This window comes from Mesorhizobium sp. WSM4836 (assembly GCF_055811815.1).
Genome location: NZ_JBVVQF010000004.1, coordinates 267,890 through 293,209, shown reverse-complemented (window position 1 = coordinate 293,209; position 25,320 = coordinate 267,890). Strand labels below are relative to the sequence as shown.

Genomic DNA, 25,320 nt, shown 5'->3' with positions numbered 1-25,320 from the left:
GGATCGCCTGTAAATGTCTTCGCTGCCGCCGCTTTCGCCCGAACAGCTCGTCAGGCCACGCCATTTCGAACTGCGCATGAGCTTGATCTTCTTCACCCTCTTCGTTCCGCTCGGGACGCATGTGCCGTATTTTCCGCTGTGGCTGCAGGCCAAGGGATTCCACGCCGAGCAGATAGCCGTGATCCTCGCCGCACCGATGTTCCTGCGCGTGGCGACGACGCCTTTTCTTACCGCGCTGGCAGACAAAGCGAGCGACCGCGCCAATGTCTATGTTGCGCTGGTCGCCGCATCGCTGATCCTGTCCGCCGGTTACTTTCTGCCGCCGACCTACGCAACGGTACTTGCCGTATCCCTGGTGCTGACGGTCGTCTGGACCCCGCATTCGCCGATTGCCGATTCGCTAGCCCTTTCAGGTGTTCGCCGCTTCGGCTCGAACTACGCCGCCATGCGCAAATGGGGCTCGATCTCCTATCTCTGTGCCAATCTCGCCGGCGGTTTCATCCTGTCGGCAAGCGGTGCTCAGGCTGTCCCGGTGATCATCTTCGTGTCGTTATGCGCCGCGCTAACCGCCGGGCTGATTGCGCCGCGCCTCGGCCGTCCGCGTCGCCCCTCGCCGCTTTCGGCCGCCGATATCCAGCAATCGGGACCGAAGCTCCTCAACCCATACTTCCTCTATTTTTCGACGGGCGTCGGCGTCATCACCGCCAGCCACGCATTTCTCTACGGTTTCGTGTCGATCTATTGGAAGTCGATCGGCATCAGCGATTCGGTTGTCGGGCTGCTGTGGGGGTGGGGGGTCGTCGCCGAAATATGCATGTTCGTCGTCTTCACCCGGGCTTTCGCCTCATGGTCGGTCGTCTCGATCATGCTGATCGCCGGGATAGGCGCGATCATGCGCTGGATTGCCTTCCCCCTGATCTGGCCGCTCGGGCTTGGCGTTGGCGGGTTTTTCGCGATCCAGACACTGCATGCCGTCTCGGTGGCGCTGGTGCTGATCGGCCTGCAAAAGATGATCGGTGAGACGGTCGCGGAAGAACGCACCGGGGCGGCGCAAGGCATAGCCTATTTTTCCAACCGCTTCTTCATGGCGGTGGCGACGCTGATTTCAGGTCCTCTTTACGACCGCTTCGGCGCGAACGGCTTCTTTGCCATGATCCCGATCGCCCTGACGGGCCTGGTGCTGATCGGGTTTGCGGCGCGTTCAGCCCCACAGCGCCGGCTCGGGCGGTGACACCAGCGAACCTCGGTAGACGAGACCTGGAACGCGGTCGCGGGCCAGCAGCAACGGACCGTCGAGATCGATGAAATCGGCACGCTGCGCCAACAGCACGGCCGGCGCCATCGCAAGCGATGTGCCGACCATGCAGCCGACCATAACGCCAAGACCCAGTTCGCGGGCACGGTCGCGAAGCACAAGTGCTGCGGTCAGGCCACCCGATTTGTCGAGCTTGATGTTGATGGCGTCGTAGAGGCCGACAAGTGCGTCTAGGTCTTTCGCCTCGTGCACGCTTTCGTCGGCGCAGATCGGCACCGGATGCACGATGTAGCGAAGAATACCGTCGTATCCCGCCGGCAGCGGCTGTTCGACAAGAGCGATGCCCTGCGCAGCGGCAAAGGCGAGGTTTTCTACGATGTTGTCGTTCGTCCAGCCCTCGTTGGCATCAAGAATGATTCGGCTGTCAGGTGCCGCCGTCGTCACTGCACGGATGCGGGCGATGTCGTTATCGCCGCCGATCTTGACCTTGAGCAGCGGGCGCTGGGCGTTGGCACGGGCCTGCGCCGCCATCGCCTCCGGCTCGGCGAGCGACAATGTGTACGCCGTCTCGAGCGTCCGTAACGGAACGGCTCGTATCGTATGCGCGACCGGTGTTCCGCTGATCTTCGCTTCCAGGTCCCAGAGCGCACAGTCAATGGCGTTACGCGCCGCGCCTGCCGGCATGGCGTCGAGCAGGGCGGTGCGGCTGATGCAGCCGGCGATCTGACCGCGCATCGCCTCGATGGCGTCGCGCACACCCTCCACGGTCTCGCCATAGCGTTTGTAGGGGACGCATTCACCGCGGCCGGTATGGCCGTTTTCGGTGATGGCGCAGGAAATCACCTCAGCTTCGGTCTTCGAGCCGCGCGAAATGGTGAATGTCCCGGCGATGGGAAAGCGCTCGGCCTCGACCGAAATGACACGCGCCATATTTTTCTGCTCCGGCTGTGCAACAAGGAGGATGTCGGCAAATCGACAGGTCGGCCCCGTCAGGCTAAACAGGACGCCATGTTGACCATCCGCAGACGCGACGCAAGCGGCCTTGCCAAGGAGCCCGACCACCAGCCGCGCATCGCGATCGGCGAAGAGGGCGGCGTTCTCGGCTGCGCTTTCTCGGGAAGCTGGACGACACGCACCGTGGCGCTAGTCGATGCCGAGATGCGCAAGATGGAGAAGCGCAGCGGCTTCAAGACACTGGCGCTCGACCTTTCAAAAATCGAGAAGATGGACACTGCCGGGGCCTGGCTCATCGACCGCCTGGTCAGCAGCTTCGAAAAGAAGGGCGTCGAGATCACGATGCAGGGGCAAAGCGAGATCGCCTCGATCCTGCTTGGCGCCGTCGGTGATGCGGTTCGACGCGAGCCCGAATCTGGTCCGGCAAAGCCCCCCAACTTCATCATTCGGGGGCTCGAGGCGGTTGGCCGGCGCGTCTATGAGATGCGCGACGATTTCCTGGCCGCAATGAACATCCTCGGCGCCACCATACGCGGCTCGCAGATGAAGCTTGGCCGCGGCCATGCCGTCAACATGGCGGCGATCTTCAATCAGATCGATCGCATGGGCGTCGGCGCCATACCGGTCGTGGTGCTGATGTCGGCCATCGTCGGTGCGATTGTCGCCCAGCAAGGCGCCTACCAGCTCAGTTATTTCGGCGCCGACATCTTCGTCGTCGACTTGGTCGGGGTGCTGATCCTGCGCGAGCTCGGTGTGCTGATGACGGCGATCATGATCGCCGGCCGCTCCGGTAGTGCGATTACCGCCGAGATCGGCTCGATGAAGATGCGCGAGGAGGTCGATGCGCTGAAGGTGATCGGTCTTAATCCAATCGGCGTGCTGGTGTTTCCGCGGCTGGTCGCGCTGGTCGTCGCGCTGCCTTGCCTGACGATCATCGCCAACTTTGCCGCGCTGGGCGGCGGCATTTTGGCTGCATGGCTCTACTCCGATATTGCACCGGCAGCGTTCATCGACCGGCTGCGTGTCGCAATCGACCTCAGCACCATCTTTGCCGGCCTGATCAAGGCGCCGTTCATGGCGATGATCATCGGCATAATTGCCTCGGTCGAGGGCATGAAGGTTGGCGGCAGCGCCGAATCGCTTGGCCAGCATGTGACCGCCTCAGTGGTGAAGTCGATCTTTGTGGTCATCATTCTCGACGGGCTTTTTGCCATGTTCTATGCAGCGATCGAGTTCTGAGATGGCGCTGACGGGCACAAACACGACCAAGGTGGCGGCGAAGGCCAAAGAAGACGAGATCGTGCTGTCGGCGCACGACGTCACGGTATCGTTCGCTGACCAAGTCGTTCTCGACAAATTGTCGCTCGATATCTGGCGCGGGGAGATTCTCGGCTTCGTCGGTGCCTCCGGTGCGGGCAAATCTGTGCTCTTACGCACCATCCTTGGCTTGACGCGAAAGCAATCGGGAACAATCAAACTGTTCGGCGTCGACGTCGAGAAGGCAACCGAAAGGGAGCGCCTTCGCATCGACATGCGGCTTGGCGTGCTGTTCCAGCATGGCGCCCTTTTTTCGGCGCTGACGGTCCTCGAAAACGTCCAGGTGCCGATGCGCGAATATCTCGATTTGCCGAAGAAGCTGATGGACGAACTTGCCATGCTCAAGGTCGAGCTGGTCGGGCTGCCGCCGGATGCGGCGCAGAAATTCCCTTCCGAGCTTTCCGGCGGGATGATCAAGCGTGCCGCCTTGGCGCGCGCCCTGGCGCTCGATCCGGATATCGTCTTCCTCGACGAACCGACGTCCGGGCTCGATCCAATCAGCGCTGCCGAGTTCGACGAATTGGTCGTCAAGCTGCGCGATACGATGGATTTGACCGTGTATATGGTCACGCATGATCTCGACACGCTGTTTACCGCGTGCGACCGCGTGGCGGTGCTCGGCAACAAGAAAGTGCTGGTCGAGGGCACGATTGACGACATGCTCAGGAGCGAGGAACCCTGGGTAAAATCCTATTTCCGCGGAAAACGCGCCCGGCAACTTGATCTTGCGACGCGCGCATAGCCATAAGTGGGGCAATGGAAACCAGAGCCAACTACGTAATTGTCGGCATTTTCACGCTGGCCGCGATCCTGGCGGCCTTCGCGTTTGTCTATTGGACGGCCGCGATCGGTGACAGGGGTGAGACGGCGATGCTGCGTGTGCGCATTCCAGGCTCGGCTTCCGGTCTTGGCCGCGGCAGCTTCGTGCTGTTCAACGGCGTCAGGGTTGGTGAGGTCAAGCGTGTCTATATCGACCTTGACAATCCGACCGCGGCTATCGCCGACGCTGAGATCGGCAGGAATACGCCGATCACCAAGTCGACGCAGGCCGATATCGGCATCGTCAGCCTCGCCGGCCAGGCCAGTATCGAGCTCAAGGGTGCCGACCCTAAGGAGCCAAAACTCCTCGACGAGGCGGAAAAGGAAGGCCGTGTCGCCGAGATCGTTGCCAACCCATCGGCGGTGACCAATCTGCTGCAGACGGCGCAGGACATCTTCACCCGCGCCGACAAGGTCCTTTCGGAGCTCGAAGGCTTCACCAAGGACGTTCGCGGGCCGCTGACGCAGACCGTCAACAATGTCCAGACCTTCTCCGATGCGCTAGCCAGGAATTCGGACGGCGTCGACAAGTTCCTGGCCAGCGTCAGCTCGCTGGCGGACGAACTGAAAGGTGTTTCAGGCAAGCTCGACAGCACCCTGAAAGCGGCGGAAGGGCTGCTCAACGCGGTCGACAAGGACCAGATCAAGAGCATCGTCGCCAACGTCGATACGGTCACTTCGAACCTCAAGGAAACCACCAAGCAGTTCGACACGGTCATCAAGAACGTCGACACTGCGGTCGGCTCGATCAACGACTTCGCCCAGAAGACGCAAGGCACGCTGGCCAAGGTCGACGGCGTTCTCGACGGCATCGATCCGGCTGAGGTTCGCACAGCGTTGGCCAATATCCAGAAGGCCAGCGAAAACGCAAACGAGGCTGCCGCCGACATCGCCAAGGTGACCAACAAGTTCGCCAACCGAGCCGACGACATCGATGAAACCATCAAAGACGCGCACCAACTCGCAGGACGTCTCAACGATGCCTCGGTGCGAGTCGACGGCATCCTTGCCAAGGTCGACAAACTGCTCGGCTCCGGCCAGGCCGACGGCATCATGGCCGACGCCAGAGCGACGCTGAAATCGTTCAAGCAGGTCGCTGACACGCTGAACGCCCGTCTCGGTACCATCACCGACAATCTGGCGCGATTCTCGGGGCAGGGGCTGCAAAACGTCGAAGCGCTGGTCCAGGACAGCCGCCGTTCGATCAACCGTATCGAAGAGGCGGTGACCGATCTCAGCCGCAACCCGCAGCGGATCCTGTCCGGCGGAGAGGGCGAGGTCCGGCAGTTCGACGGCAGGGTGCGCCGTTGACTTCGATCCCCGACCACCGCAAGAACATAGCTTGCAGATGCGCGTTGTTTTCACGATCCGGGGGGGATCGCGTTTGAAGTCGATCAGTTCAGGCAGCATCACATCGGGTGGGTCTAAGGTTGGGGCGGTGTTGCTGGCGCTTTCGCTTGCAAGCTGCGCGGCTTTGCCGGGCGGCAGACCGGCGCCGCTGGATACGTTCGAGCTTTCGGCGCCGTCGCTGGAAGCGCGTGCCCACAGCCGTCGCCAGATACTCATCGCCCAGCCATCGGCGCTCAAGGCGCTGGACAGCCAGAACATCGTCATCAAGCCATCGCCGCGATCGATCCAGTATCTGAAGGGCGCGCAATGGGCCGACCGGCTGCCGATGATCGTACAGGCGCGGCTGGCAGAGACGTTCCAGCGCTCGGGCAGCTTCACCGGCGTGGGCAAGCCGGGCGAGGGCCTGGCGATCGACTATCAGGTGATCGTCGAGATCCGCTCGTTCGAGGTGCGTGTCGATGGCGGCGAACATGCCGAGGTCGAGCTGTTTGTGCGCCTGTTGAACGACCGCAATGGTGAAGTGCGCGCTTCGAAGACGTTTAGCGCCATCGCACCCGTTTCGGGCAATGGCAACCAGGCCTATGTCGGCGCGCTCGATGCCGCGTTCGGCGATGCGGCCGGGCAAATCGTCCGCTGGACCGACACTGTGATCTGACGCAGCCGGAACTGCCGGCGCGGCGCTCTGCAGCGCCAATGGAATTCGGTACGAGATAAAAAGGCGGGAAAATCCCGCCTTTTCGTTTGTTCTCTATCGCTCGCTTAGTGCAGGCGGCCGCTGGCGTGGGCCAGCATGGTATAAACCTTGCCGGTATCCGACGTCAGGTAGGTCTGTGCCATGATGTTGTCGCGGTCGTTGCGCGACACGTCCTTGAGCAGCTTTTCGAAATCGTCGCAGTAACGATCGACAGCAGCGCGGAACTCCGCCTCCGATTGATATTTGCGGCGGATTTCGTCGAACGTCTGCTGGCCTTTCAGCGTGTAAAGTCGACGCGTGAAGACGTCGCGCTCGCCGCGCCGGTAGCGGTTCCACAGCTCGATCGAGGCATCGTGATCGATAGCGCGGGCGATATCGACGGAGAGCGAGTTCAGCGATTCCACGACATGAAGCGGCGAACGCGCAGCGGGAGCCGGGCGCGGCGCTTCGGAGGGCGCCGCCGGCTTGGCGTCGTCTTCGCGCGATGCACCAGTCAGGAGGTCACGCACCCAGCCGCCTTGCGGCGTGCGGCCGTTGGGGTCGCGCTGGCGCGGCGCTTGGTCTGTGGGACGTTCGAGGTCGAGCGTGCCGCGCAGCGCCGTCTCGCCCGAAGGCGCCTGCGGCGCACGACGCTGTTCCGGAGCCGGAGCCGGGCGACGAGGCGGTTCGGTGGCGCGCGGGGCGGGCGCTTGCGGCGCCGGACGCAGGTTGCGCTGTTCCGAACTGTCGCCGGTGCGGCCAGATTTCGCAACGATTTCAGAAAGTTCCTTCAGCGCGTTGATCTGCTCGGAAACCGCACGGCGGATAGCCGTGGTCGATTCTTTTGCTTCTTCTGGCATCTCGATGACGCCTTTCTTGAGCTCGGCCCGGGTGAGGTCGAGCTCGCTCTTGATCGAGCCGGCAGTGCGCCGCATCTCCTCGGTCGCATCGGCAAAGCGCTTGGTGGCCGAATCGACCACTTCGGAAATCGCGGTTCGGATCTTGTCGGCGGATTCCAGCGTCTTGCCTTCGGCGTTCTGCAGCGTCTGGCCGACCAGATTCTCGAACGAGCGCATGACCCTTTCGAGATCTTCCGATTTCTTGACAAGACCGACCGCAAGGTCCTCCAGCGACGATTGCCTTTCGAGCGTGTGCTCGAGATTGCTCTGGGCCGAGCTCAACAGGTCCGAGGCACTGGAAAGCAACCGGCTGTGCTCGTCGAACTTGGTGGCGATGGAGGCAACCTCACGCAAGGTCGAGGACGACAGCTCGGTGAGCCGCGTCGTGTTCGAATCAACCAGGCGCGCCGAGCTGGCGAAGGTCTGCGCGGTCTTTTCCGTGGTCGCCGCGAAGCTTTGCGTGCTCCCGGTCAGGCGTTCGTCGACCTGGCCGAGATTGGTCGCCGCCTGCTCGATCAACTGACCGAGCTGCGAGCTGGACGTGGTCATGCGGCCGATGAGGTCGGCAACGCTGTCGGCAAGCGTCGAGCGCGCGCCTTCGACCGCCGACAGGGTTTCGGCCGTGCGGCTGGCGAGGGCGTCGACGAGGGCGGCGTTTTGATTGCGCAGCTTCTCAGTCGCACGTTCGGTAACCTCTTCCATGCTCTTTTGCAGCTCGGAGCCGCCCTGGGCAAAGCGCTCGACCAGAGGCCGTGCCGTCTCGTCCAGGATTTTCGATATTTCGGCCGAACGTGCCGCAAGCATCGTGTTGAGATCGCGAGTATTGGCACCGATGGTCTTTGCAGCGTCGTTAGTGCTCTGGCCGATATGCTGGCCGACCGCAGTGAAGGTTTCGGCGATCATGTTGGCACGCGAGACCAACTGCGCCTCGGCGTTCGAGACCTGCTCGTTGAGCCTTTGGCCCATTGTCTCGGCGGAGTAGGCGAGGCGGTTCTCGACGCTCGCGACCTGCTCCTCGACGCGGGCCGCGGTGGCGGCGGCACTCGATGCCAGGCGTTCGTCGGCACCGGCAAGCACTTGCTCGATTTCACGGGCATGGACGGCGAGTTCCTGGCCAGTCTGCCTGGCGCGCTCGGCAACCCGCTGCTCGGTGCTGGTGAAGGCACCGACAATGGTGTCGGCATGTTCGCCGATGGCGGTGCTGCTGTCGGCAATGCGGGACACCAGACGATGATCCGCCTCCTCGAAGATGCGGCCGATCTCGGACGCACGGGCCGAAAGTGCTTCGAAGCCTTCGGCAATGCGCGAAATAAGTTGCTGGTCGGCGGCATCGAAAATGCGACCCAGATCCGACGCGCGTGCCGCGAGCGCTTCGGCGGACTCGCCGATGCGCACGCCCAGCCGCTCGTCGGCCGTTTCGAAATTGCGCAGGATGTCGCCGGCACGTGCCGCCAGCGACTGGGCCGTTTCGATGGCGCGAGAGACCAGCCTGTGGTCCGCCGCATCGAAGGTGCCGGCAATCTCACTTGCTCTGGCTGCCAGCTGATCGGCCGTCTCCTGGGCACGCGCGAGCAAGGTGTTCGAAGTGTCGTCGACCCGGGCAATCAGCGCGCTCGACGTATCCTCGGCGCGCGCGGCAAGGCGCTGATCCGCCTCTTCAAAGGTGCGGGCGATGTCCTCCGCCCTGGCGAGCAGGGCAGCCGAGGTCTGCTCGGCGCGCTCGGCGATCTTGCGGTCGGCATCGCTGAATGCTGCGCCCGCCTGCTCATGCAGCGCACTGGTGACTTCCATGACCTTTTCGCGCAGCGCCCCGGCGACGAAGACCGCGCTTCTTTCGAGCACACTGCGAACGTTGTCGACACCCGTCGACAGCGCCCGCTCCATGGTGCTGGCGCGCTCCTCGATGACGCCTGTCTGCCGGCTGAACGCCTGCTCGATCTTTTCTACGTCGGCAGCGATAGCATCGGAGATGTCGGTGCTCCTGGCGGCGATCTGCTCGATATGGCCGGACAGCGAACGGTCGACATCCTTGCGCGTTTCGGCGAGCCTGGAGAGATCATCCTGCAATGCGCGGGTCAGCAGGTCGCGGCCCTCGCTCAGCTTGCCGACATGACCGGCGACGATCTCGTCGACCTCGCTGCGGCTCGTTGCAAGCCTCTCCAGATCGGCTTCCAACGCGCGCCTGAGGATATCGCGGCCTTCCGCCAGTTTCTCGACCTGGCCGGCAACCAGCCCATCGATGCTCGAGCGGCTTTCGGCCAACTTGGCGAGATCGTCCTCGAGCGCCTTGGACAGGGTCGAGCGGTCCTGGACGAGCTTCTCTGCGTGGGTTGCGACCAGGCTGTTGACGTTGCCGAGATCGGCTTCCAATGCACGCGAAAACTGTGCGCGATTGTCGGTCAATAGCTGCGACTGATCGGCGATAGCGCCCCTGATCGTGCTGAGATCGGTCTCCAAGGCACGCTTGAGGATGTCGCGGCCTTCGGCCAGTTTCTCCACCTGGCCGGAAACCAGCCCGTCGATGCTCGAGCGGCTTTCGGCGAGCTTGGCAAGGTCGTCTTCGAGCGCCTTGGTCAAGCTTGAGCGATCTTCCGCCAGTTTCTCGGACTGGGCCGCAATAACATCCTTGATGGTGTTGAGATCGGCCTCCAAAGCGCGCTTGAGAATGTCACGGCCTTCGGCCAGTTTCTCGACCTGGCCGGAAACCAATCCGTCGATGCTCGAGCGGCTTTCGGCCAGCTTGGCAAGATCGTCCTCCAGCGCGCGCTTGAGGATACCGCGACCCTCGGCCAGCTTCTCGACCTGGCCGGCGACCAGCCCGTCGATGCTCGACCGGCTTTCTGCCAACCTGGCGAGGTCGTCCTCGAGCGCCTTCGACAGGGCCGAACGGTCCTCGGCGAGTTTGTTCATATGTTCGGAGACGACGCCCCGCACGGTCTCGAGATCGGTCTCCAGTGCCCGCGACAGCTGACCGCGATCCTCCGCCAGCTTCTCGGACTGGCTGGCGATGACACCCTTGACGGTGCTCAGATCGGCTTCGAGTGCACGCTTGAGGATGTCGCGGCCTTCTGCCAGCTTCTCGACCTGGCCGGCAACCATCACATCGATGCTCGAGCGGCTTTCGGCCACCTTGGCGAGATCGTCTTCGAGCGCCTTCGAAAGGGTCGAACGGTCTTCGGCGAGCTTGTTCATGTGATCGGAGACAACGCCCCGCACAGCCTCCAGGTCGCTCTCCAGTGCCCGTGACAACTGGCCACGGTCTTCCGCCAGCTTTTCGGACTGGCTGGCGATGACGCCCTTGATCGCGTTCAGGTCCGATTCAAGCGCGCGCTTGAGGATGTCGCGGCCTTCGGCCAGCTTTTCGACCTGGCCGGCAACCAGCCCATCGATGCTCGACCGGCTTTCGGCCAGCTTGGCAAGATCGTCTCCAAGCGTCTTCGAAAGCAGGCTGCGATCCTCGGCGAGCCGGCCAGAATGATCGGCGATCAGGCTCCTGATGTCGGACAGGTCGTTATCGAGCGACTGGGAAAGCCCGCTGCGGTCTTGCGCCAATTTCGCCGAATGGGCCTCGATGAGGCCATTGATGCCGGCGATATCGGCTTCCAGCGCACTGGCGAGTATTGCGCGGCCCTCGGCGATCTTTTCGACTTGACCGGCAACGAGGCCGTCGATGCTAGCGCGACTCTCTGCCAGCTTGCCGAGGTCGGCCTCGAGCGCGCGCGAAAGAATGCTGCGGCCTTCAGCGAGCTTGCCGACGTGTCCGGCAACCATTTCATCAATTATCGTGCGGGCTTGCACGAGTTTTCCAGAGTCTTCGTTCAAGGCCTGGGCAAGCCTGTTGCGACCCTCTTCAAGGCTTTCGAGATGGCTGCCCAGCGAAGCGTCGATCGCTGCGCGCGATTCGTTGACCTTGCGCAGATCCTCTTCAAGAGCGCGCGAGATCAAGCCGCGGCCCTCGGCAAGCTTCTGCACCTGGTTGGCCACCGCTGCGTCGATTTCGGCGCGACCTTCGGCGAACTTCGCCAGATCGGCCTGCATTGCGGCCGCCATTCGGTCGCGGCTTTCGGAAAGCTTGCGGCTGTGGTTTTCGACGGCTTCCTCGATCCCGGCGCGAGCATCGGCAAGCCGCTGGATGTCCGTATCGAACGAACGTGATACGACATGGCGCGCCGCTTCCATGCGCCCGGCGAAATCGCCGGCGCGGGCTTCAAGCATGGTCGAGGTCGATGAAATGATGTCGGCCATGTCGGTGCCGATCTGGGTCTTGCCCTGATCGATCATCGCCGACAGCGTCTCCTTGCTATCCTGGAAAGTGTGGGCGATTTCGCGCGCGCGCTCGACCAGCGTCTCGTTGATCTGGCGTGCGCGAGCTTCCAGCGCGGCGTTGAGCTTCTGCGTACCGGTGTCGAGCGCCTCAGCGCGGGTCTGGAACTCGCTGATAAGCGCCTGGCCACGTTCGGCAAGCGTCCGCTCGATCCCGTTGAGGCTGGCTTCGAATTCGGAATTGAGCGTGCGCGCGGCGCCGCCGAGCAGCGACACCATGCCGGTCGTGCGATCGTCGAGCAGGTCGGTCAGCGACCGCGTCAGGCCATCGGTGGTGTCCGTCAACTTGGCGATGCGGGTGTCGAGCAGGCTGGCAAAGGCCTCGCCCGACGTCGACAGCCGGTCGGTGATCGATTCGAGCCGGCCTTCCACCGAATCGAAGATCGACATCGAGCTCCCGTTGATCCTGTCGATCAGCGTGTCGCCGGATTCGTTGATCGTCATCGACAGCTTGGTCGAGGCGTTGAGAATGCTGTCGCGAATGATATCGCTGGCGGCGTTGATCTCGTCCTTCAGCGTCTCGTGGGCGCCGGTGATCGAGGCGCGCACGCGCTCGGCATGGGTGACGACCGCTTCGCGCTCGCTGCCCAGCCCGTCGACCAACGAGCGGATGCGGGACTCGTTCTCGGAATAGGAGCGCTCGATCTGGTTCACCTCGCTGTGAACCAGCGTTTCGAGCTCGACGGCACGCGCCAGCGTGCGTTCGATACCTTCGCCCATGGCCGCCACCTCGCGCCGAACCGCCTGGCCGATCATCATGACGCGATCCTGGGCAAGATTTTCCGGCTCGGCCAGACGGAAGGCCACCTCGGTCATCGACTGCGCGGCAAGGCGCATCTCCTGAGCGCGGCGAATCATCACGGCGAATGCCCAGAAAAGGATGACGGGCACGATTGCCGCGACCGCCAGGCCGATCAGCTCGGGACGGGCGAAGAATTGATCGAAGGTGCGGATATTCCAGATGCCTGGGCCGAACAAAAGATTGGCAAGGCCGCCGGCGCCGGCGATCCAGGCCAGCGAAACGAAAGCCACGACCCAATAGATCGTGTTCGATGCGCGCCGGTTGAGGGTGTGCAGGAGGGTCTTATAGTCCTTTTGGCGATCGTCGTTGGCCGGCGAGAAAGCTGCCGGCTGCGAGCCATTGCGCGTTGCGACAGGACGCAACTCAGCCGGCTTGGCTTTTGGCGCGGGATTTGCGTTCTGGCTTTGATTGGCGGCGGGTGGCGCGTTCTGGGCCTGGTCGGAGGCAGGTGCTTCGTTCTGGCTGCGACCTTCGCGCGCCAGTTCGTCGGCGGCTTGCGATATTTGCGCTTCCAGGTCTTCCATGGATGCCGCCATGTCGAAGTCACCTCCGGCATCTCCGCTCAGATCGATATCAAGTGCCTTTTCGAGTTCCCTGGCTACGTCGCTGTCGAGCGTTCTTGTCGTCGTTGGTTTCTTCGCCATGCCTTCGCTACCCTGTACAAGCTGCCGCGGGACTTATGGTTCTGCTTATTGATTCTGCCTAGCGTGTCCCGCGCAGGAGGCTGAAAATGGACCTGTCGTATCGTAATGACACAGCCGGGTAAAGAAAACATGCATTCCGCCCGATACGTAAAACTTTAAATATAAGGTTAACACGGCCGTGATTTCGGCGCCGTCATCGCGACATTTTTCCAGGCCAATCATTAACCCGTTGTCCACCGGATAGGCCTAGTTTTTGGGGCGGTCGAAGAACGGAGTCTCAAAGTGATACGTGGCGAAAACGGCATTGCCTTCTCGATGCTTGGCGGCGACGTGTCGGGGACAGCCGGGGCGCGGCCGATCGACCTGGCGCATCTTGCGCGCCAGACGATGGGCGATCGGAGCCTCGAGCAGGAGGTGCTGGCATTATTCGTGCAGCAGGCGCTATCGGTGCGCGACAAGATCGTCGATGCGGATGTCAGGCAGCGGCTGCTATTGGCACACGGGCTCAAAGGCTCGGCGCGCGGGGTCGGCGCCTTCGCCATCGCCGATTGCGCCAGTGCGATCGAATGCCGGCCCGAAGACGCCAGCAGGCTGAAGCGGCTTGGCTCGCTAATCGAAGAAGTACGGGACTTCGTCGCCGCCATCAGCCAATAGAACTTATTCCCAAAACGCCACACAGCGGCGCTTTCGCGCCGCAGTTGACTTGTCGGCAGAGTGATTATGTCGGCTCAGACTCCCTTCAGGTGACAAATGACCAAGCTGACCTTCATCGCCCATGACGGCACGCATTTTGACGTGGATGCCGAAAACGGCTCGACCGTCATGGAAAATGCGATCCGCAATGCGGTGCCGGGAATAGAAGCGGAATGCGGTGGCGCCTGCGCCTGCGCGACCTGCCATGTTTATGTCGATGAAGCCTGGACGGCTGAGGTCGGCGAGCCGGAAGCCATGGAAGAGGACATGCTGGATTTCGCCTACGAGGTCCAGCCGAACTCGCGGCTGTCATGCCAGATCAAGGTGCGCGACGCGCTCGATGGGCTGGTCGTGCGGGTGCCGGCTCGCCAGGGCTGACGCCGATTTTTGCCGCTGCCGCTTGGCAGCGGGCCAATGGTCATGCAGTGTCGCGCCGTTTTCCCATAAAGGCGCATGCTTCATGACCGCTATCACCAAGACGGACGTACTCATTGTCGGGGCAGGGCCTGTCGGCCTGTTTGCCGTATTCGAGCTCGGCCTCTTCGACATGAAGTGCCATCTGATCGATATACTCGACCGGCCCGGCGGGCAGTGCGCCGAACTCTACCCGGAAAAACCGATCTACGACATTCCGGGCTGGCCCTCGATTTCGGCGCAAGGTCTGGTCGACAAGCTGCTTGAGCAGATAGCGCCGTTCAAGCCCGAATTCACCTATAACCGCATGGTTTCGAGCCTGGAAAGGCTGGCGGACGGCAGCTTCCGCGTCACTACCGACGAAAACGAGGTGTTCGAAGCCAAAATTGTGGTGATCGCCGCCGGCGGCGGCTCTTTCCAGCCGAAGCGGCCCCCGATTCCGGGAATCGAACCCTATGAAGGCAAGAGCGTGTTCTACTCGGTGCGCCGGATGGAGGACTTTCGCGGCCATGAGCTCGTTATCGTCGGCGGCGGCGATTCGGCGCTCGACTGGACGCTGAACCTGCAGCCGGTGGCCAAGAGCGTGACACTGGTGCACCGGCGGCCCGAATTCCGGGCAGCGCCCGACAGCGTCAACAAGATGTATGCCATGCACGAGATGAAGCAGCTGGATTTCCAGGTCGGACAGGTAACCGGACTGGCCGGCAGCGACGGCCAGCTCGCCTCCGCCACCATCAAGGGACCGGAAGGCAATATCGAAGTGCCGTGTACGCGGATGCTGCCGTTCTTCGGCCTGACAATGAAGCTCGGCCCAATCGCCGAATGGGGCCTCAATCTCCACGAGAACCTGATCCCGGTCGACACCGAAAAATTCCAGACGTCGGTGCCGGGTATCTTTGCCGTCGGCGACATCAACTGGTACCCCGGCAAGCTGAAGCTGATCCTGTCGGGCTTCCATGAGGTCGCTCTAATGGCGCAGGCAGCCAAGCACATCGTCAGCCCCGGCGAGCGCATCGTGTTCCAGTATACGACCTCGTCGACCAGTCTGCAGAAGAAGCTCGGCGTGGTCGACTGAACCTCGCGGTATTTCGTCGGGCCGGTCTACTCCGCCAAGGCTGGGGCGACAGCGTCGGCATGGCCGCGAAGCGGTTTTTCCGGCATCAGCCAGAGCGTGATGAACGACAGCAGCAAGGTGGCGGCAGCGACGAGGAAGATCATCACGAACGGCATGGCCGAGGCGATATGGCCGGCCGGCTGTGTGCCTTCGCTGGCCAGCGGCAGTCCGTAGCCAAGGGCGACGGGACCGAGCATGGCGACGCCAAGCGCACTGCCCAGTGAGCGCAGGAAGGTTAGAACGCCGGTCGCCACGCCAAGGTGCATGCGATCGACTGCGTTCTGGACCGAGACGGTGGCAACCGGAAAGGTCGTGCCTGTGCCCAGGCCTACGCAGGTCGTCAACACCTCAACAAACGATAACGAGGCATTCCCGGCGACAAGACTGAGCACGGCGAGGCACAGGATCGAGAAAATTGTGCCGATCATGGCAATACGCTTATAGTGAAAAAAGCGCGGGATCATTCGCCCGCTGAATGTCGCACCGGCCACCGTGCCGAGCATCAGCCCAAGCAACGCGGTGCCCGATTCGCTGACCGACAGGCCGACGACCGATTGCAGGTAGACCGGCAGATAGACGGACAAGCCGACATTGGCGGCCTGCAGCAGGAACATCGAGAGCGTGCCGGCGAGAACGATCGGATTGCCGAGCACTTCGAGCGAGATCAGCGGTTCGGCCGCGCGCATGAGCCGCAGCGCGAACGCGCCCCAGAACACCGCTGAGCACGCAAGCAGTCCAAGGATTTCAGTGGACAGCCACGGATACTCGCTACCACCCCAGTTCAAGGCAAGCAGCAGCAACGAGGTGGCCGCGACCAGAAGCAGCGCGCCGAGGCCGTCGATGCGGTGATGTTTTGCGGCGATCGGCAGCTTCTTGAGCGGCTTGTTGATGATCGCCATGGCCAACAGGCCGAGCGGGATGTTGATCCAGAAGATCAACGACCAATGCAGATGTTCGGCGAAGGTCCCACCGAGCAGCGGCCCGGCGATACTGGCGACGGCCCAGGTGCCCGAGATCCAGGCGGCGTAGCGGGCCCGCTCGCGTGGCGGCACGAGATCGCCGATCACGGTCTGCGTCAGGGCGAACAGCCCGCCGCCGCCGGCGCCCTGGATCGCCCGGCCGACAACCAGGACCAGCATGTTGGGGGCTGTGGCGCTGACCAGCGAGCCGGCGAGAAAGATCAGGATTGCAGCATAGACGGTCGGCCGGCGGCCGTAGATGTCGGAGATCTTGCCGTAGAGCGGCGCCACGGCGGTCGCGGTCAGAAGATAACCGGTCACGATCCACGGCAGATATTCGGCATGCCCGAGCAGACGTGCCATCGTCGGCATCGCCGGCGCAACGATGGTCTGGTCGAGCGCCGCCAGCAGCATCGACAAAAGCACGCCGCCGATGATGGCGTTTTTCTCGGTTTCGGTCAGCGGCGTGCTGGTTTCCACCATCGCTTGCTTGTCGATAGCCTGGTCCATATCCGTTCGTCCATTACGCTTGCGTGCACGTTCCGCGAGGCGGCTGGAGTGCGTCGAGTGTGCAGATTGGCCGTGTATTCGCGCCTTGGGACTGAGCGTTGCGAACTTGACATATGTCGTTCGCTATAGGCCGATTTCGACAGCGGCTCGAAAGTTTTTCGAAGCTGGCACCATGCTTCGGCAAAATTGGCTTTGTTCCAAATTCGCTTTGTCCGACGACGCGGAGTTCAGCCGGGAGCGAGTCGGCCGTTCTCAATGCGCTCGATGCGATAGTGCAAAAGCCGCAGGATACGGCTTTGGAAATTGACGCTTTCGACGCGATCGAAGCGCATCTGCTCCTGGTCGTGCTTGGCAAGCATGGCCGCTGTAATTTTCGCGGCCTTCGTCTTGGCCAGTTCGCAGGTCCTTTCCGGGTAGCTCGCCTTCAGGGCGTCCTCGAGTTCGCGGCCATGGTTCTTGGCAATCTCGACGTGGCGTTCCTCATGGCGCTTGATGTCAGCGGACAACGTGTCCCAGAACAGCCTGACGCCGGCATCGGCTTTGCGCGGACGGCGCCACTCGGGAAGGATCACCTTGACCTTGACGGTGACGACAGCGTCGGCAATCCAGCACGAGCCCGGCTTTTGCGCATAGCTGACGCGGGTAGTGAACGCCATCTGGGTAGCGCCTGGATGCCGCGACCCGGTGCTTTTCACCTGAGGCCCGAGTTTCGACAGCTGGGTCTCGATGTCGTCGAGCGTCCTGCCGCCGATCGGGAAATAACTATATGTCTTGACGAGAGTTGCAGCGCCGGCTGGGAATGCGGTCAGAGCGAGCATCAGGGCGCAGAGGAGGGATCGTTTCATCGTGTTGCCTCTTTTCCCACCTTGCCTTACCGCCGTCCTCGGCGCAACGGAATTGATCCCCGGCCACGCCGCGGGATGGAACATGGTTGATGGGCAATGATGACAGGGCGATGGCAGCTGGCGCACGGACGCCATCTCGACCTTGGCGGCAACGCCGTGGTCGTCGGCATCCTCAACATTACGCCAGACAGTTTTTCCGACGGCGGCCTGTTCGATGTGCCGGAAAAGGCGGTGGCCCAGGCGCGCCGCATGGTGGAGGAGGGGGCCTCCGTCATCGACATCGGCGGAGAATCGACACGTCCCGGGGGATCTGGGGTCTCCGCAAAGGAAGAGCAGGCCCGCATATTGCCGGTGATCGAGGCGCTCGCGACGTCTGGCGGAACGCTGATCTCGGTCGATACCTATCGCGAGGCTACGGCCCGGCTTGCCGTCCAAGCCGGCGCACATATCGTCAATGACGTCTGGGGCTTGCAGCGCGAACCGGGCATTGCCCGCGTCGCTGCCGAAACCGGCGCCGGGCTTGTCGTCATGCACACGGGACGGGACCGGCAGAAACTGCCCGACGTGATTGCCGATCAGCTTGTCTTCCTCAGGAAGTCGCTGGAAATCGCGCGGCGGAGCGGTGTTGCCGACGACCATATTGTGCTCGATCCGGGCTTCGGCTTCGCCAAGGAGACGGCAGCGGAAAATCTTGACCTGATGGCACGGTTTTCCGAGCTTCATGCGCTAGGTTTTCCACTGATGGCCGGCACATCGCGAAAGCGCTTTATCGGCACCGTCACCGGCCGCGATGCGGCTGCAAGGGGCGCCGGAACCGCGGCCACCAGCGTCATCCTGAGGCTCAAAGGCGCGCATCTCTTTCGCGTCCACGATGTCGCAATCAACGTGGACGCATTGGCCATTGCCGATGCTATGCTGGCTCGTGAGATCGGGGAAAGCTGAGCCATGTATATCATCCGCATGAAGAACTGCGCCTTCTTTGCCCGGCACGGTGTGCTGGACGAAGAAGAGACGCTCGGCCAGCGCTTTTATGTCGATGCGGCACTCACGGTGGATCCCGGACGGGCACTGGTCGAGGATTCCATCGACGACACCGTCAATTACGGCATCGCCTTTGCGGTCATCGAAAAGATCATTACCGGCGAGCGGCGCTTTCTGATCGAAGCGTTGGCACTCGAAGTGGCGAGGGCGCTGACGGCGCGGTTTCCGCAGATCAGAAAGGCCGAGATCACCGTGCGCAAGCCGAACGCCCCGGTGCCGGGTGTGCTCGATCATGTCGAGGTGACCGTTGTCTGGCCAGAATAATACCGTCTATCTCAGCCTTGGCGGCAATCTCGGTGATCCGGCGAAATCGATGGCTGCGGCATTGGGCATTCTGGATGCCGACGAGAGCACGCGCGTCGTTGCCGTTTCGTCGCTCTACCGAACGCCGCCCTGGGGCAAGCTCGATCAGCCGGATTTCCTCAACGCAGCGGCCGAAATCTCGACAGCGCTCGCGCCGCGGGCTTTACTCGACCTTTGCCTCGACGCTGAGCGAAAACTGAAGCGGGTGCGCGAGGAGCGCTGGGGCCCGCGGCTGATCGATATCGACATTCTGGTGTTCGGCGACCGCATCATCCACGAGACCGGACTGGAGGTGCCGCATCCGCGCATGCTGGAGCGCGCCTTCGTGCTGGCACCGCTGGCAGAAATTGCGCCGGAGCTTGTGGTCGACGGCAAGAGCGTATCGGAGCGGCTGGCCGCCGCCGACACATTGGGCATTGAACGGCTGCCGTCGGGCCGGGATTGGTGGAAGGCTTGATGCTGCCGCCATCGGCGCCCGAAGTCAGCCGGAAAACCCACCTCCGTCGAGGAATATTTGTTCGTCCGGTGTCGTCTCGCGGCCAAGCATCTTGTTTCGATGCGGAAAACGGCCGAAGCGCTGGATGATATCGCGATGCTCGACCGCATATTTCAGGTAGGAGGGGGCCTTGGCGGCGGTAAGCTCCATCGATCTGAGCTGATCGGCGATGTCCTCCGAATGCTCATAGGGCAGATAAAGAAAGACGCGGAGGTCTTCGTCGAGCGCCAGGTCATGGCCGGCCGCGATCGCTTTCCCAGCGAAATGCCGCGCCAGCGGGTCCGTGGCGTACATGTGGCCGGTGCCGCGAAAGCAGTTTCGCGGAAACTGGTCGAGCAGGATCATCAGCGCCAGCGACCCTTCGGCGTGTTGAGACCAGCTGTCGCATTCGCGGCGGGCGGCGGCGAAGTGCAGATCGAAAAACCGGGTGCGGAAGTCGGTATCAAAGGCGTCGTTCTTCTCGAACCACGCGTCCTCCCCCGCGTCGCGCCAGAATCTGGTGACGGAGACAGCGCGCTCATCCAGTTCGTCCATCATTCCCGTCTTTCCAAGGTTTAATCGGCCGGTTCGGACTTCTGCAACACGCCGGCGGTCTCTTCGTTGAGCGGCTGGCCCGCGCGCCGTGGCGTGCTGAGCGGCGTCGGGATGGGGGTGCCGATATTGCCTTTGAGAAAGCGCCGTCCGGCGCGGATGCCTTCGGCCTGTTGAAGCTCGAAACGGGCAGCGTCGCGGCGGCGGACGTCCTCGACCACCTCGGCGACCTCTTCCGGGTCGACGCCAAGGGCTTCCAGGGTCGAGCCGCCGAAGACAAGCGCCGATTCGAACGTCTCGCGGAGCTGATAGTCGACGCCGGCACGAATGAGCTGCAACGCCGTGCCGCGGTCGAAGGCGCGCGCCAGCACCGTCAGCAAGGGAAACTCCGCCTTGATCAGTTCGGCGATGCGCACGGCGGCATCGGGCTTGTCAACGCAGATCAGCACCGCGCGTGCCCGCCCGGCTCCCGCGGCCCGCAGGATGTCCAGCCGCGTGCCATCGCCATAATAGACCTTGAAGCCGAAATCGGCTGCCGCCTGGATCATTTCGACCTCATTGTCGATGATCGATACGTCGATCCCACGCAACAAAAGCGGCTGGCTCGCGATCTGGCCGAACCGGCCAAAGCCGATGATCAGCACGCTGCCGGTCAGGCCGTTGGCGACATCGACGCCTTGAAGCGACTGCTCGTCGTGCGGTGTCAGATACCGCAGGGCTATGATTGCCAACGGCGTCAGGACCATGGAAATGATGACGATCGCGGTCAGCATCGCATTGGCCTGGTTATCGATGATCCCGACAGCCGCCGCCGCGGAATAGAGGACGAACGCGAATTCGCCGCCTTGCGCCATGAAGACCGCGCGTTCGAGGCCTTCCCGGTGGCCGGTTTTGAGAATGCGAGCGACGATATAGATGCCGATCGCCTTCATCACTATGTAGGCGACGACATAGATGGCAATGAGCTGCCAGTTGACGACGACCACATGCAGGTCGAGCGACATGCCGACGGCGAGGAAGAACAGCCCGAGCAGAATGCCGCGGAACGGTTCGATGTCGGCCTCCAGCTGGTGGCGGAAGGTCGATTCCGACAAAAGCACGCCGGCCAGGAAGGCCCCCATCGCCATCGACAGGCCGGAAAGCTGCATGGCGAGCGCCGATCCGAGAACGACCAGAAGGGCGGCTGCGGTCATCACCTCGCGGGCGCGCGCATCCGCCAGGACACGGAAGAATGGATTGAGCAGATAGCGTCCTGCAAGCACCAGCCCGACGATCGCGGCAAGGCCGACGCCGACCTCGGTCAACCGATCCGACAGGCTCATATCGGCGCCGCCCGGCGCGAGGAAGGCGATCAGCGCCAGCAGCGGCGCTATGGCCAGGTCTTCCAAAAGCAGGACCGAAACGATGCGCTGGCCCTTGGGCGTGGCTAGTTCGCCGCGTTCTTCCAGCAATTGCATGACGATTGCCGTCGAGGTGAGCACGAAACCGGCGCCGGCGACGAAGGATTGCGCGATGGGAAAACCTCCCGCCAGCCCGACGCCGGTCAGCAGGACCGCGCAGACGCCGACCTGCAGCGCACCAAGCCCGAAAATCTCGCGACGCAGGCCCCATAGCCGTGACGGCTGCATCTCCAGCCCGATGATGAACAGGAACATGACGACGCCGAGTTCGGCGATATGAAGAATGGCTTCCGATTCGGAAAAGATGCGCAGCCCGAACGGGCCGATCACGACGCCGGCGGTCAAATAGCCGAGTATGGAACCCAGTCCCATGCGCCTGAAGATCGGCACCGCAACGACGCCGGCGGCAAGCAGCGCCACCACCTGGATCAGATCGCTGTTCGATGCCTCTGCCGCCATGCCTGCCATTCCGCTCTCTTGCAACAAGCGGCCAAGATAGGGGCTTCGGGGCGGACCGAACAGTGCGAATGCGGCGCATTGTGAAGACGATATTGCAGGCGCACTCCCCAGGATAATGGGGTGTCTGGCGTTGCTTGTTCCAGCGATCCGGCGCTAAGGACGCCCGGCTTCGGCCCAATGGAGGGTGAGCGATGGCCTATGACGAGCTGATTGCCGCGATCAAGGGCTGAGCACTTAATTGCAAATCAAAAGAGGGCGGCGCCGTCTGGCCGCCGCCTCTTTCCCGCCGAAAGTCAGTTCGGAGTTACGGAGCCGACCTCGACTGCATCGATCCGGTTCAACTTCATGCCGATGACCGGGACCAACTGCTGGTCGACGCGCACGGCAATTGTCACGGTCATCGAATTGTCGTCGGGGACAAGCGCCTGCATCACGCCGCGCAACTGATTGCGATTGATGGTGAAAACCACCTTGTGCGCATCGACGACATTGCCGCCGATAATGTCGAGGCCGGAGCCGGCGGCCCCGCCCATAAAGCTGCCCTTGTAGCCCTGCCGGCCCTTGTGTTCGATCGTTGCCGACATCTGCTGGGTGAACATGCCTACCCGGCAGCCGCCGTCGAGCGACATGCCGACCTTGCCGCCAGGCGTCGAGCCGATGAAGCTGCAGGTGAATTTCGTGCCCTTGTATTTGCCGGCAACGATTTCCCCGGGGCCGACCCATTTGCCTTCGACCGATCGAAAGAACTGCTTGTCCGGTTCCGCCGCCGAGCTCTTTCCGGCTATGCCGACGGTTGCGACAAGCGCGAGCGCCACGGGCAGCCCGCTGGACAGAATAACGCTTTTCATCGACGACACCCGGCAACAAAGGGACTAGTTTGGACGCTTCCGACCATGGACAAGATTGGTTAATGCTTTGTCACCCCAAGGCAATAGTCACGTTCCGGAAGCGGATGTTTCTTTTTCTTTCTTTGCTGCAAAGGAGGTCAGCGCTGAGAGGAAATCGCCCAATCCGGGCCGCCTGACAGCGTAAAAGGGCAGGGGTCTTGCGGTTTCCATCGCTGCAATGCCGATGCGCGCCGTCATCATGCCGTTGACGACGCCTTCGCCGAGCTTGGCCGAGAGCCGGGCGGCAAGGCCGTGACCGACGATCTGCTGGACGAAACTGTCGCCGACGGCGATCGACCCAGTGACCGCGAGATGGGCCAGAACGCTGCGCGCCAGGCGAAAAAAGCCAAGCGTGCCGGGGCGCCCGCCATAGAGCTCCGATAGGCGGCGAATCAGCCGGCCGGCTTCGAACACGACATAAGCGACGTCGACCAGCGCACGTGGGCTGACCGCGGTCACCAGAGAGACGCGCTTCGCCGCTTCGAGAATCATCACCCTGGCGCGGGCATCGAGTGGGCCGAGGATCTCGGTCTCGGCCAGCCGCACCAGATCGCCGCCGTCGATGATCTCGCCGCGCAATTCAGCCAGCGAGCGCCTGCCGGCCGCGGTTTCGGGCTTGGCCGCGACAAAGACCGACAACTCGTCGACCACGGCGCGGGCGGCCTTCGGATCGTCCCGGGCAATCGCATCGAGCGCCCGCTCCTGCAACTTTTCGACCTCGGCAAGGCGGGCAATCGCCATGAACTCGCGCACGAGGAAGATCAGAAGCGCCAGGGTGGCGATCGCGGCCATGCCGGCAGCCAGCCAGCCCAGCCACTCGGCGCGCTCGAACAGGTCACGAATTAGCTGGTCGGTCCAGAGGCCGACGGCGAGCGAAACCAGAACGCCCAGCGCGCCGAAGAAGACGCTGCCAAGCAGCGAACGTTTTCGCGGCGCAATCGCCGGCGGCGGTTCGGCAGCGACGATATCAGGCTCGTCGAAGACGTCGATCTCCGCCGGTGTGACCATGGCTAGATCCGCCTTCACGGTACGCGGCTTTCGCGCCGGCGCGGCCTCGGCCCCGGCACGGCGAGCCGTCGGATCTTCCTTCAGCTGGGGCTCCGGCTCGATGCGAAAGGCCGCCGGTCTGCGGGGCGCGCTCATGCGAGATGATCTCCGATAAGGAACTGCAGCGCGCGGTCGAGCCTGATGTGCGGCAGCGACAGCGTCATGCCCTCGGCCGTGCGCTCGAGTTTCGGCGGGCGAAAGCGCACGAAGCGGATCGCGGGGTCGTCATTGTTCTGCCGGCGGGCCGATTCGGAAACGTCGAACAGCCCATCAACTTTCTCCGGCAAGTCTCCGGGAAATATGGCTGTTTCGGTGCTTCCGTCAAAGGTTTCGCCATTGATTTTTTCGCCACGCAATGGCGTGCCGATAATGACCGGCAAAGTCTCGCGGCCCTGCTTGACCGTGCCTTCACGGGTCGCGCGCATGGCCGCCATGGCGACGACGTCGACGTCGGCGCCTGTGAAATTCGCCCGCGCCACGGCGCGGTCGGCAAGCCGCCGCACGATCGCCTGCAGCCGGTCGTGGCTTTCGTGGTGCAGATGGTCGGCCTTGGTCGCGGCCACCAATATGCGGTCGATGCGCCTCGAAAACAGGTCGGTCAGGAAGTTGCCCCGGCCGGGCCGGAAACAGGACAGGATTTCGGTGACCGCGCGTTCCAGATCGGCCATCGCGCCGGGGCCGGCATTCAATGCCTGCAATGCGTCGATGAGCACGATCTGGCGGTCGAGACGCGTGATGTGTTCGCGAAAGAACGGTTTAACGACATGCGTCTTGTACGCCTCGTAGCGCCGCTCCATCATCGCCTGCAGCGATCCCGAGCGGGCGCGCCCCGCGCCGAGTTTCGGCAACGGCGCAAAGGTCAGTGCCGGCGATCCTTCAAGATCGCCGGGCATCAGGAAGCGGCCGGGCGGCAAGGTCGAAAGCGCCCGCTCGTCGAGTTTGCAAGCCTTGAGATAGGCGGCGAAGCTTTCGGCGAGACGACGCGCCGTCATCTCGTCGGCGTCGGCGTTGGGGTCGATCGGATTGGAGAGCGCCCGCCATTCCCGCGAAAGATCGACACGCACCGGCAACACGGCCATCTCGAAGGCCTCACGCGAAAAATCGGCGTAGGACTTGCCGAGCAGTGGCAGGTCGAGCAGCCATTCGCCGGGATAATCGACGATGTCGACCGACAATTTGCCGGCGGAAAATATGCGGCTCCAGCCAGAGGCCGATTCGTATTCGATGGTGAGCCTCAGTTCGGAAATCGCACGCGTCGAATCCGGCCAGACGCGGTCGTCGACAAGAGCCGCGATGTGATCCTCGTACTGGAAGCGTGGTACGGCGTCGTCCGGCTGCTCTTCGAGAAAAGCGCGGGCGATGCGCCCCGATTTTTGTGCCTCAAACAGCGGCAAGCGTCCGCCATGGACGAGATTGTGCACAAGGGCCGAGATGAACACCGTCTTGCCGGCGCGGGACAGCCCGGTCACGCCAAGACGCAGCGACGGAGCGAGAAGTCCGGCAGCGCGGCCTGACAACGTATCCAAGGCAATCTTCGCCTCGTCGGTAAAAGTCGTCAGCGATGATGCCAAATCTGTTCTCGCGG

At 62.8% G+C, this 25,320-nt stretch carries 20 protein-coding genes; 11 read left to right on the top strand and 9 right to left on the bottom strand.

The genetic code is table 11. The annotated features are described in order from the left end of the window. Positions 1-13: 13 nt before the first annotated feature. Positions 14-1,231 carry an MFS transporter gene (locus AC0L2P_RS07545; RefSeq protein ID WP_473500575.1) on the top strand — a complete coding sequence of 406 codons (1,218 nt, stop codon included), beginning with the start codon at positions 14-16 and terminating at the stop codon, positions 1,229-1,231. Here AC0L2P_RS07545 and dgcA read toward each other — a convergent pair. Beyond that, complete coding sequence (gene dgcA, locus AC0L2P_RS07540; RefSeq protein ID WP_473500574.1) at positions 1,202-2,185, bottom strand: N-acetyl-D-Glu racemase DgcA; 984 nt, start codon at positions 2,183-2,185, stop codon at positions 1,202-1,204. The genes AC0L2P_RS07545 and dgcA overlap by 30 nt on opposite strands. Positions 2,186-2,263: 78 nt before the next feature. Between dgcA and AC0L2P_RS07535 the strand changes: the two genes are divergently transcribed. Genes AC0L2P_RS07535 through AC0L2P_RS07520 form a run of 4 tightly spaced genes read left to right on the top strand, consistent with a single transcriptional unit; the run spans position 2,264 to position 6,350 of the window. After that, positions 2,264-3,448 carry an MlaE family ABC transporter permease gene (locus AC0L2P_RS07535; protein WP_473500573.1) on the top strand — a complete coding sequence of 395 codons (1,185 nt, stop codon included), beginning with the start codon at positions 2,264-2,266 and terminating at the stop codon, positions 3,446-3,448. Between the two features lies 1 nt (position 3,449). Next, positions 3,450-4,268 (top strand): ABC transporter ATP-binding protein, encoded by an 819-nt coding sequence (locus tag AC0L2P_RS07530; RefSeq protein WP_473500572.1) that lies wholly within the window; start codon positions 3,450-3,452, stop codon positions 4,266-4,268. 14 nt (positions 4,269-4,282) lie between these two features. Next, positions 4,283-5,656, top strand: a complete 1,374-nt coding sequence (locus AC0L2P_RS07525; protein WP_473500571.1) for an MlaD family protein — start codon at positions 4,283-4,285, stop codon at positions 5,654-5,656. A gap of 37 nt (positions 5,657-5,693) precedes the next feature. Then, positions 5,694-6,350: an ABC-type transport auxiliary lipoprotein family protein gene (locus tag AC0L2P_RS07520; protein WP_473500570.1), complete on the top strand. Its 657-nt coding sequence runs from the start codon at positions 5,694-5,696 to the stop codon at positions 6,348-6,350. Positions 6,351-6,454: 104 nt separating this feature from the next. On the opposite strand, the gene AC0L2P_RS07515 is transcribed toward AC0L2P_RS07520, so the two are convergent. After that, positions 6,455-13,036, bottom strand: a complete 6,582-nt coding sequence (locus AC0L2P_RS07515; RefSeq protein ID WP_473500569.1) for an apolipoprotein A-IV repeat region-like domain-containing protein — start codon at positions 13,034-13,036, stop codon at positions 6,455-6,457. A 285-nt stretch (positions 13,037-13,321) separates the two neighbouring features. On the opposite strand from AC0L2P_RS07515, the gene AC0L2P_RS07510 reads away from it, so the two are divergent. From AC0L2P_RS07510 to AC0L2P_RS07500, 3 genes are all read left to right on the top strand, one after another. Next, entirely contained in the window at positions 13,322-13,690 is a 369-nt protein-coding gene (locus AC0L2P_RS07510; protein WP_473500634.1) for an Hpt domain-containing protein, read from the top strand. 96 nt (positions 13,691-13,786) lie between these two features. Next, complete coding sequence (locus tag AC0L2P_RS07505) at positions 13,787-14,107, top strand: 2Fe-2S iron-sulfur cluster-binding protein (RefSeq protein WP_023674833.1); 321 nt, start codon at positions 13,787-13,789, stop codon at positions 14,105-14,107. A gap of 82 nt (positions 14,108-14,189) precedes the next feature. After that, positions 14,190-15,218, top strand: coding sequence for an NAD(P)/FAD-dependent oxidoreductase (locus AC0L2P_RS07500; RefSeq protein ID WP_473500568.1), 1,029 nt, complete (start codon positions 14,190-14,192; stop codon positions 15,216-15,218). 26 nt (positions 15,219-15,244) lie between these two features. Here the strand turns inward: AC0L2P_RS07500 and AC0L2P_RS07495 are convergent, their stop codons facing one another. Together AC0L2P_RS07495 and AC0L2P_RS07490 are read right to left on the bottom strand one after the other, a co-directional pair. Further along, complete coding sequence (locus tag AC0L2P_RS07495) at positions 15,245-16,726, bottom strand: MDR family MFS transporter (RefSeq protein WP_473500567.1); 1,482 nt, start codon at positions 16,724-16,726, stop codon at positions 15,245-15,247. 227 nt (positions 16,727-16,953) lie between these two features. Continuing rightward, entirely contained in the window at positions 16,954-17,571 is a 618-nt protein-coding gene (locus tag AC0L2P_RS07490) for a DUF922 domain-containing Zn-dependent protease (RefSeq protein ID WP_473500566.1), read from the bottom strand. Between the two features lie 96 nt (positions 17,572-17,667). On the opposite strand from AC0L2P_RS07490, the gene folP reads away from it, so the two are divergent. From folP to folK, 3 genes are read left to right on the top strand one after another with little or no spacing between them, the layout of a single operon-like run. Continuing rightward, positions 17,668-18,513 (top strand): dihydropteroate synthase, encoded by an 846-nt coding sequence (gene folP / locus AC0L2P_RS07485; RefSeq protein ID WP_473500565.1) that lies wholly within the window; start codon positions 17,668-17,670, stop codon positions 18,511-18,513. A 3-nt stretch (positions 18,514-18,516) separates the two neighbouring features. Further along, a complete protein-coding gene (gene folB / locus AC0L2P_RS07480) occupies positions 18,517-18,876 on the top strand; it encodes a dihydroneopterin aldolase (protein ID WP_473500564.1) in 360 nt (119 codons plus the stop codon). Next, a complete protein-coding gene (folK, locus tag AC0L2P_RS07475; RefSeq protein ID WP_473500563.1) occupies positions 18,860-19,372 on the top strand; it encodes a 2-amino-4-hydroxy-6-hydroxymethyldihydropteridine diphosphokinase in 513 nt (170 codons plus the stop codon). Before folB ends, folK begins: the two co-directional genes overlap by 17 nt. Before the next feature lie 24 nt (positions 19,373-19,396). Here the strand turns inward: folK and AC0L2P_RS07470 are convergent, their stop codons facing one another. The 5 genes from AC0L2P_RS07470 to AC0L2P_RS07450 form a co-directional block, all read right to left on the bottom strand. Continuing rightward, the gene (locus tag AC0L2P_RS07470) at positions 19,397-19,945 is read right to left on the bottom strand and encodes a DUF924 family protein (RefSeq protein WP_473500633.1); all 549 of its coding nucleotides are present in this window, start codon (positions 19,943-19,945) and stop codon (positions 19,397-19,399) included. Between the two features lie 20 nt (positions 19,946-19,965). Further along, positions 19,966-21,801 (bottom strand): monovalent cation:proton antiporter-2 (CPA2) family protein, encoded by a 1,836-nt coding sequence (locus tag AC0L2P_RS07465; protein WP_473500562.1) that lies wholly within the window; start codon positions 21,799-21,801, stop codon positions 19,966-19,968. Positions 21,802-22,094: 293 nt separating this feature from the next. Then, the gene (locus AC0L2P_RS07460) at positions 22,095-22,649 is read right to left on the bottom strand and encodes a hypothetical protein (protein WP_473500561.1); all 555 of its coding nucleotides are present in this window, start codon (positions 22,647-22,649) and stop codon (positions 22,095-22,097) included. A gap of 87 nt (positions 22,650-22,736) precedes the next feature. Continuing rightward, entirely contained in the window at positions 22,737-23,831 is a 1,095-nt protein-coding gene (locus AC0L2P_RS07455) for a YcjF family protein (RefSeq protein WP_473500560.1), read from the bottom strand. Next, positions 23,828-25,306 (bottom strand): YcjX family GTP-binding protein, encoded by a 1,479-nt coding sequence (locus AC0L2P_RS07450; RefSeq protein WP_473500559.1) that lies wholly within the window; start codon positions 25,304-25,306, stop codon positions 23,828-23,830. Before AC0L2P_RS07450 ends, AC0L2P_RS07455 begins: the two co-directional genes overlap by 4 nt. Positions 25,307-25,320 lie beyond the last annotated feature (14 nt).